This is a genomic window from Timaviella obliquedivisa GSE-PSE-MK23-08B (assembly GCA_019358855.1).
GTDB lineage: Bacteria > Cyanobacteriota > Cyanobacteriia > Elainellales > Elainellaceae > Timaviella > Timaviella obliquedivisa.
In genome coordinates, this window is sequence record JAHHII010000005.1 from 423,556 (window position 1) to 429,555 (window position 6,000).

Annotated in this window: 6 protein-coding genes and 1 tRNA gene; 4 read left to right on the top strand and 3 right to left on the bottom strand. The window is 49.0% G+C overall.

All coding sequences use genetic code 11. The annotated features are described in order from the left end of the window. Positions 1–317: 317 nt before the first annotated feature. Both KME11_12390 and KME11_12395 read left to right on the top strand, forming a co-directional pair. Positions 318–2,081 (top strand): response regulator, encoded by a 1,764-nt coding sequence (locus KME11_12390; GenBank protein MBW4516009.1) that lies wholly within the window; start codon positions 318–320, stop codon positions 2,079–2,081. Positions 2,082–2,512: 431 nt separating this feature from the next. Continuing rightward, positions 2,513–2,788 carry a hypothetical protein gene (locus KME11_12395; GenBank protein MBW4516010.1) on the top strand — a complete coding sequence of 92 codons (276 nt, stop codon included), beginning with the start codon at positions 2,513–2,515 and terminating at the stop codon, positions 2,786–2,788. Between the two features lie 84 nt (positions 2,789–2,872). Here KME11_12395 and KME11_12400 read toward each other — a convergent pair. Continuing rightward, positions 2,873–2,945, bottom strand: a tRNA-Val gene (locus KME11_12400). 89 nt (positions 2,946–3,034) lie between these two features. Between KME11_12400 and KME11_12405 the strand changes: the two genes are divergently transcribed. Continuing rightward, on the top strand, positions 3,035–3,544 hold the full coding sequence (locus tag KME11_12405; protein MBW4516011.1) for a metal-binding protein: 510 nt from the start codon (positions 3,035–3,037) through the stop codon (positions 3,542–3,544). Further along, positions 3,541–4,380 (top strand): nucleoside triphosphate pyrophosphohydrolase, encoded by an 840-nt coding sequence (mazG, locus tag KME11_12410; protein ID MBW4516012.1) that lies wholly within the window; start codon positions 3,541–3,543, stop codon positions 4,378–4,380. The genes KME11_12405 and mazG overlap by 4 nt, the downstream gene beginning before the upstream one ends. 35 nt (positions 4,381–4,415) lie before the next feature. On the opposite strand, the gene KME11_12415 is transcribed toward mazG, so the two are convergent. Together KME11_12415 and KME11_12420 are read right to left on the bottom strand one after the other, a co-directional pair. Beyond that, positions 4,416–4,988, bottom strand: a complete 573-nt coding sequence (locus KME11_12415; GenBank protein ID MBW4516013.1) for a Uma2 family endonuclease — start codon at positions 4,986–4,988, stop codon at positions 4,416–4,418. 50 nt (positions 4,989–5,038) lie between these two features. Further along, on the bottom strand, positions 5,039–5,863 hold the full coding sequence (locus tag KME11_12420; protein ID MBW4516014.1) for a DUF362 domain-containing protein: 825 nt from the start codon (positions 5,861–5,863) through the stop codon (positions 5,039–5,041). Between the last annotated feature and the right edge of the window lie 137 nt (positions 5,864–6,000).

Genomic DNA, 6,000 nt, shown 5'->3' on the forward strand with positions numbered 1-6,000 from the left:
TCGTTTGAGTTAACGCCTTGGTAGAATCAGCAATGTAATTGACAGAGAAAGTCGTGATGACTCAGGATCGCGATCGCGCTTCAGCATTTCTCTCGGCAGACGCAAAACGAAAACTTGCTTAATCCTACAACCAGTTGAAACTGGAAGCCGGAATTGGGCAGATTGTCTAAAGACAAGACTTGGCTAAGAGGCGATCGTCAACGTTGCCCCAATGTCAGCACAGGGCAACGGCGTTAAGGTTAGATGCACTCGATTTTATTGCCGCCTTACTAGAACGAGTCGCCACTTAAGCAAATCCTGGGAGTGTAAACCAACCAATGACTTTTTGGAGCCAACTTTTCAGCCCAAGCTCGTTTGTACCCCACGGTCACTGCTACCTATGGCAAACGAACTTAGTTAGTCTACACGTTCTCTCCGACGCACTCATCGCCCTAGCTTACTACTCCATTCCTGTTACCTTATTCTATCTGGTGCGGAAGCGGCAAGATTTGCCATTTCAGTGGGTATTCCTCCTATTTGCGACCTTTATCGTGGCTTGCGGTACGACCCACGTGTTAGATATTTGGACGCTCTGGTATCCGACGTATTGGGTGTCTGGGCTAGTTAAAGCCTTTACAGCTTTAGTTTCGGTTATCACAGCTATCCAGCTATTTCCTCTTATGCCAAAGGTCTTGGCTCTACCCAGCCCCGCTCAGCTTGAACAAGCTAATCTTGCTCTTCAGGCGCAAGTAACTGAGCGACTTCGGATTGAGGAAGAACTAAAGCGGTATCAAACCCAACTTGAATCTTTGGTGGCAGAACGCACACACGCCCTGACGAATGCAAACTTCACGCTGCAAGAAGAAATTATTGAGCGCAAGCAGGTAGAAGCAGAACGGAATCGGCTATTGGCAAGAGAGCAGTCTGCCCGATCCGACGCTGAACAAGCCAATCGGCTCAAGGACGAGTTTCTAGCTGTTTTGTCTCACGAACTCCGTACCCCTATGGGGCCGATTCTAGGATGGTCAAAGTTGCTTCAGAGCGGCAAGCTCGATCCTGTAAAGAGCCAATTTGCTGTGGAGGCGATCGAGCGTAACGCCAAACTACAGGTACAACTAATTGCTGACTTGCTAGATGTGTCGAAAATTTTGAGCGGCAAGCTCAGTCTCAGCGTCACGTCTGTTGACCTCAACGCAGTGATAGCTGCCGCCTTAGAAACGGTGCAATTAGCCGCCGATGCCAAAGCATTACAGATTCAAACCTCGATTCCTTCTACTGCCAGCGTTGTGATGGGGGATGCCGTTCGGTTGCAGCAGGTGGTGTGGAATCTGCTATCGAACGCGATTAAGTTCATGCACACCCAAGGACAAATTGAGGTCAGTCTTGTCCAGGTGAATAGCCATGCTCAGATTCGGGTTAAAGATACTGGCAAAGGAATTCCGGCTAATTTTTTGCCCTACGTGTTTGATCACTTTCGGCAGGAAGATGGAACCACGACCCGTAAGTTTGGCGGCTTGGGTCTAGGATTGGCGATCTCTCGTCAAATTGTAGAGATGCATGGCGGCAAAATTTGGGTTGAAAGTTTAGGCGAGAACCAGGGAGCGACGTTTACTGTTGAATTGCCGCTCTTGCATAGTTCAAGTCCAGTTGCAGAAGTTGCCGACACAGCCCTTGCTCCTTCTGAGGATCTGCCCCTGGCAACTCTACGAATATTGGTCGTAGATGATGAACCCGATTCCCGTGAGCTTGTGGCATTTGTGCTAGAACAAGCAGGAGCCAAAGTCACTACCGTTGACTCAGCGATCGCCGCCCTCCACAGGTTTCAATCTAGCCATTTCGACCTTCTTTTAAGTGACATTAGTATGCCAGAGATGAATGGGTACGCACTGATGCAGCAGGTGCGAGACTCAGGAATGGGCAAAGACATTTTAGCAATTGCGCTAACGGCTCATGCTAGAGAGAGTGACCGACAACAGGCAATCTTAGCTGGGTTTCAAGCTCACCTGTCTAAGCCTGTGAAGCCATCAGACTTAATTAAGACAGTGGAGCAACTTTGGGCAGAGCGATCGCTCAATTTATACCGCGATCGCTCAACGGTCTAAGTAAATTTAGAGTAATGATAATTAACTTTCTGCGTGAAGAGTCCGTTGAGTCGTCAGCCCTAGGGTAGGAACGCAAATGAGAGAATGCGCTTGCCCCTAAAACGTCGTTGCAGCGCCAGACGGCATTTTGGAATGTAGTAATCCCAGGTGGGTCTTCCCTCATCCTGGCTAGGTCTCATTGCTACCTCGGCACTTGCGGCTTGAAACAGCAGCGATCGCCTTTGAAACTGCAAGCTTCGAGTTCAGGACAGCACCTGATCGCTTCTAAAACGAGGTTAGTTTAGTTTGATCCAAGAGCGATCGCCTCTAAAACGAGAGCGCCCCAGTTTGAACCAAGGAAGGGCAGTGGCTGAAGGAGAATGATTGCTCTAAAAGCGAGAATTGTCTCATCTTTGGTTGCAGTTATGCTGTTGTAGGTGAGGATGCTTGCGGTGGCGATGCCACGATTTCCTGGCTTTACTCAATCGTTGCCGTTTCACCGCGACCCAAAGTTTAATTTGCCCCCAACCTGCTGCTCACAGGTCTGTTTTGCCGCCTTTGCCACAGTGGGTTCAGCGCTACTCTCTGGGTTTTGTAAAACCGGATGGAAGCGCAGACGATTACAAGCCGCTTTTAGCCACCCTTCCCAGTCTCCGAGCCACAGCCGCACCATTTTGTCTCCACTGCTAGAGGCGATCGTCTTGCCATCGGGGCTAAAGGCAACCTAACTTAGTCCCTTGCATACGGACTGTCGGCTGTCCATGTTCCTGGGAAACCATATGAAGTTTTAAATTGCTGATCCACGAAACCTATGGGCAGTGAGGGACTCGAACCCGCGACGTCCTGCTTGTAAGGCAGGCGCTCTACCAACTGAGCTAACCGCCCGACATAGAGTGCAAACTTGATTGCTTACTGATTGTAGCAGAGGAGAGACATTCTGCTACGATTCAAAAAGAAAAAACAAGTGTACTGATATGCCGTCGGGTCAGACTCACGATCGCATTACTCTCTGGACACTGCCAATGGTGGCAGGATTGACGCTGGCAGTAACTCGCAACAGTTTACCAACCTTAATGATTTGTGCAGGTTATCTGTTTGGCGGGTTAATGTTAGGGCCAGATTTAGATTTGCACTCAATTCATTACAAGCGATGGGGATGGTTTCGGTGGATTTGGTTACCGTACCGGGGAAGTATGAAGCACCGATCGCCTTATTCCCATGCGCCGATTATGGGGACGACGCTGCGTGTAATTTATTTGTTGGCGTGGCTGGGGCTGGCTGGGTTCCTAGGAATAGCATTGTCCAATGAACTTTTTCAGATAGGTTGGACTTGGGCAGCAATAGGACAAGGAATTGGTCAATTTTTGCAGCGATACCTGGCTGAGGCGATCGCCCTCTGCATTGGGCTAGAACTTGGGGCGTTTAGCCATTACACTGCTGATTGGTTAGTGTCTTCTCACAAACGACGCAAGAAGAAAAAATGACAGAAGTCCAGCGTTTTTTACCCAGTCTGCAACGGCTGGTTGAGGTGGTAGCACAATTGCGATCGCCCATTGGAGGGTGTCCTTGGGATTTGGAGCAAACGCCTGAGACGTTAATTCCTTATGTATTGGAGGAAGCTTATGAGGTGGTGGATGCCATTCGTCAGGGTGAGCCAGAAGCGATCACCGATGAGTTAGGAGATTTACTATTGCAGGTGGTATTGCAGGCACAGATTGCTAGTGAAACTGGGGCATTTGATTTAGGGACTGTGGTGGAGGGAATTACAGAGAAGTTAGTTCGGCGGCACCCCCACGTATTTGCAGAGGTGCAGGTAGATGGCGTGGAGGAAGTGAGGCAGAATTGGGAAGAAATTAAAGGGGCGGAGGCGACCGGGAAGGCTCAGACGACTACGGATCGGTTAGCGCAGTATGGGCGATCGCTGCCGCCGATGATGGCAGCCATGAAGATATCGAAGAAAGCTGCTGCTGTGGGGTTTGAGTGGGAGAACGTGGAAGGGGTTTGGGCAAAGTTTCATGAAGAACTGGCGGAACTTGAGGCGGCAATTCGGGAGGAGCCGAAGGAGAATCAGCAGGCAGAGTTGGGGGATTTGTTATTTACGATCGTGAATTTGGCACGATGGTATGGGCTTGATCCAGATGAGGGATTACGGGGAACCAATGAGCGCTTTGTACGGCGGTTTGAGCAGGTGGAGAGGGCGATCTCTTCGAGAAACCCGCAAGGGGGCGCTCAAATGGGCGGCGATCGTCGTCTAGCAGATTATTCTTTAGAAGAGTTAGAGGCGCTTTGGCAGGAGGCGAAGTTGAGGCTTTCAAGTTAGGTTTCAAAAACCTTCTAGAAATACCATAGAAACAACTACGCCATCAGCCAACTAAAAATTTCTCCTATTGTTAGCTGGACTGCTCCGGCAAACTCTGGAACAGGTACAACCATTTTGGGTTTTTCAAAAAGTCGCACGGTGCCTTTACCATCGTAGACAAAAATACAAGATTCTTTGGGGTCAAGCAGCCATCCCATTTCTGCACCGTGTTCGATGCAGTGCAAGATATTACGAATGCCCCTAGTATGCGTTTGCTTAGGTGAAAGAATTTCAATCGCCCAATCAGGTGCCAGTCTAAAGGCGTTTTCAATGCGACCGTTGGGTTTGCGAGGAATGCGTTCGGTGCGAAACACTGCTACATCAGGAATTATCGATCGCCCTCCAAAAGTACACCGCAGTTCGGGAAATACCTCAGCCGCTTTGTCCGGTTTGAGGGTCAGAGTGAGGGCAATACATAAATCGCGCTGAAGGACACTATGTTCTCCTCGGGGCATGGGTTTTTGAATTACCTCTCCATCATTTCTATCAAGATATTCGCTAGCAGGTTTGGTGTCCGGCAGCATCAAAAATTCATCTAAAGTGAGGGATTTAGTTGGAGTTTGTACCATCAGTTGCGCCTCCTAACGACTTGCACTCATTCTACAGCGAAATATTGGGGTCAAGCTTTTTGAGAGGTTGGTTTATTTGGGATGCAGGGATCTTTGCGCAGTTGGCTAATGGCATCTAAATAACTTGGAATATTTTCTCCTACTGTTTGACAAGCAAGGCGATCGACTTCGATTAAATCATCTCCAAAAAATACTTTGCCAACAGCGATCGCCTCTCCTTTATCAGGTTTCCAGTCGCGACTAGCAAACTGTTGATCGGCATCTACCACCGCTCCATCAAACAAATGTCCAATACAAAAATACACGTCTTGCAACACTAAAGGCACCGAAGGGCGATGCAGTTGTCCACGCGAATGATTGCTACGAGCTTTGTACTTAGCACGGGGAAACAAACCGTACAAATTTTTCAGCGAGGCGGAAATCAGCGGCTGATCTTTCAAAATGGTTCGCTTAAAGGCTCCGACCGAAATCCGACAATCAACTTGCTGAAGCAACTCTGGTGCCCACATTGTTTTGAAGCGGACAGGGTGGGGCGATCGGTTGGGATACTCCCTCATGGGCAATGTATCGGCATCCATCACCCGCATTCCGTCATCTAGCAACGAATACAATCCATGCCGTCCTACAATATCTGCCAAGCTTACAGGCGAACAAACGCCTTCAACGACCAAAATTTCAGCATTAGGGCTGGCTTGCCGTAGTGCCTTTAGGACGCTGCCCAAAACCCCCATGCTGACTGTAACTGGGGGTGCACCAGGATAACCTAAGTTAGGTTTGACAAGAATTCGTTGCGCTTGGTAAGCAGCCACTGGCGGTTGATAGACGAAAGATACGGTAGATGCCGTTTGCGCGATCGCTGAAGATTGGATGAACATAAAACGCTTTGACTAAGAGGATGTTTGAAAAGTCAGCTAGTCGGTAAAAAAGCTCTCTCAGTGTAAGCTGCGAATAGAAAGCACGCAGCACCGAGAAAGCAATATGAGTAAAGCATATCCCAGCAATCTGACTACTG

Excerpts from the sequence above, each read along its gene's own strand:
- mazG (MBW4516012.1), top strand. The coding sequence starts at position 3,541 with ATGACAGAAGTCCAGCGTTTTTTACCCAGTCTGCAACGGCTGGTTGAG.
- KME11_12420 (MBW4516014.1), bottom strand. The coding sequence starts at position 5,863 with ATGTTCATCCAATCTTCAGCGATCGCGCAAACGGCATCTACCGTATCT.
- KME11_12405 (MBW4516011.1), top strand. The coding sequence starts at position 3,035 with ATGCCGTCGGGTCAGACTCACGATCGCATTACTCTCTGGACACTGCCA.
- KME11_12390 (MBW4516009.1), top strand. The coding sequence starts at position 318 with ATGACTTTTTGGAGCCAACTTTTCAGCCCAAGCTCGTTTGTACCCCAC.
- KME11_12415 (MBW4516013.1), bottom strand. The coding sequence starts at position 4,988 with ATGGTACAAACTCCAACTAAATCCCTCACTTTAGATGAATTTTTGATG.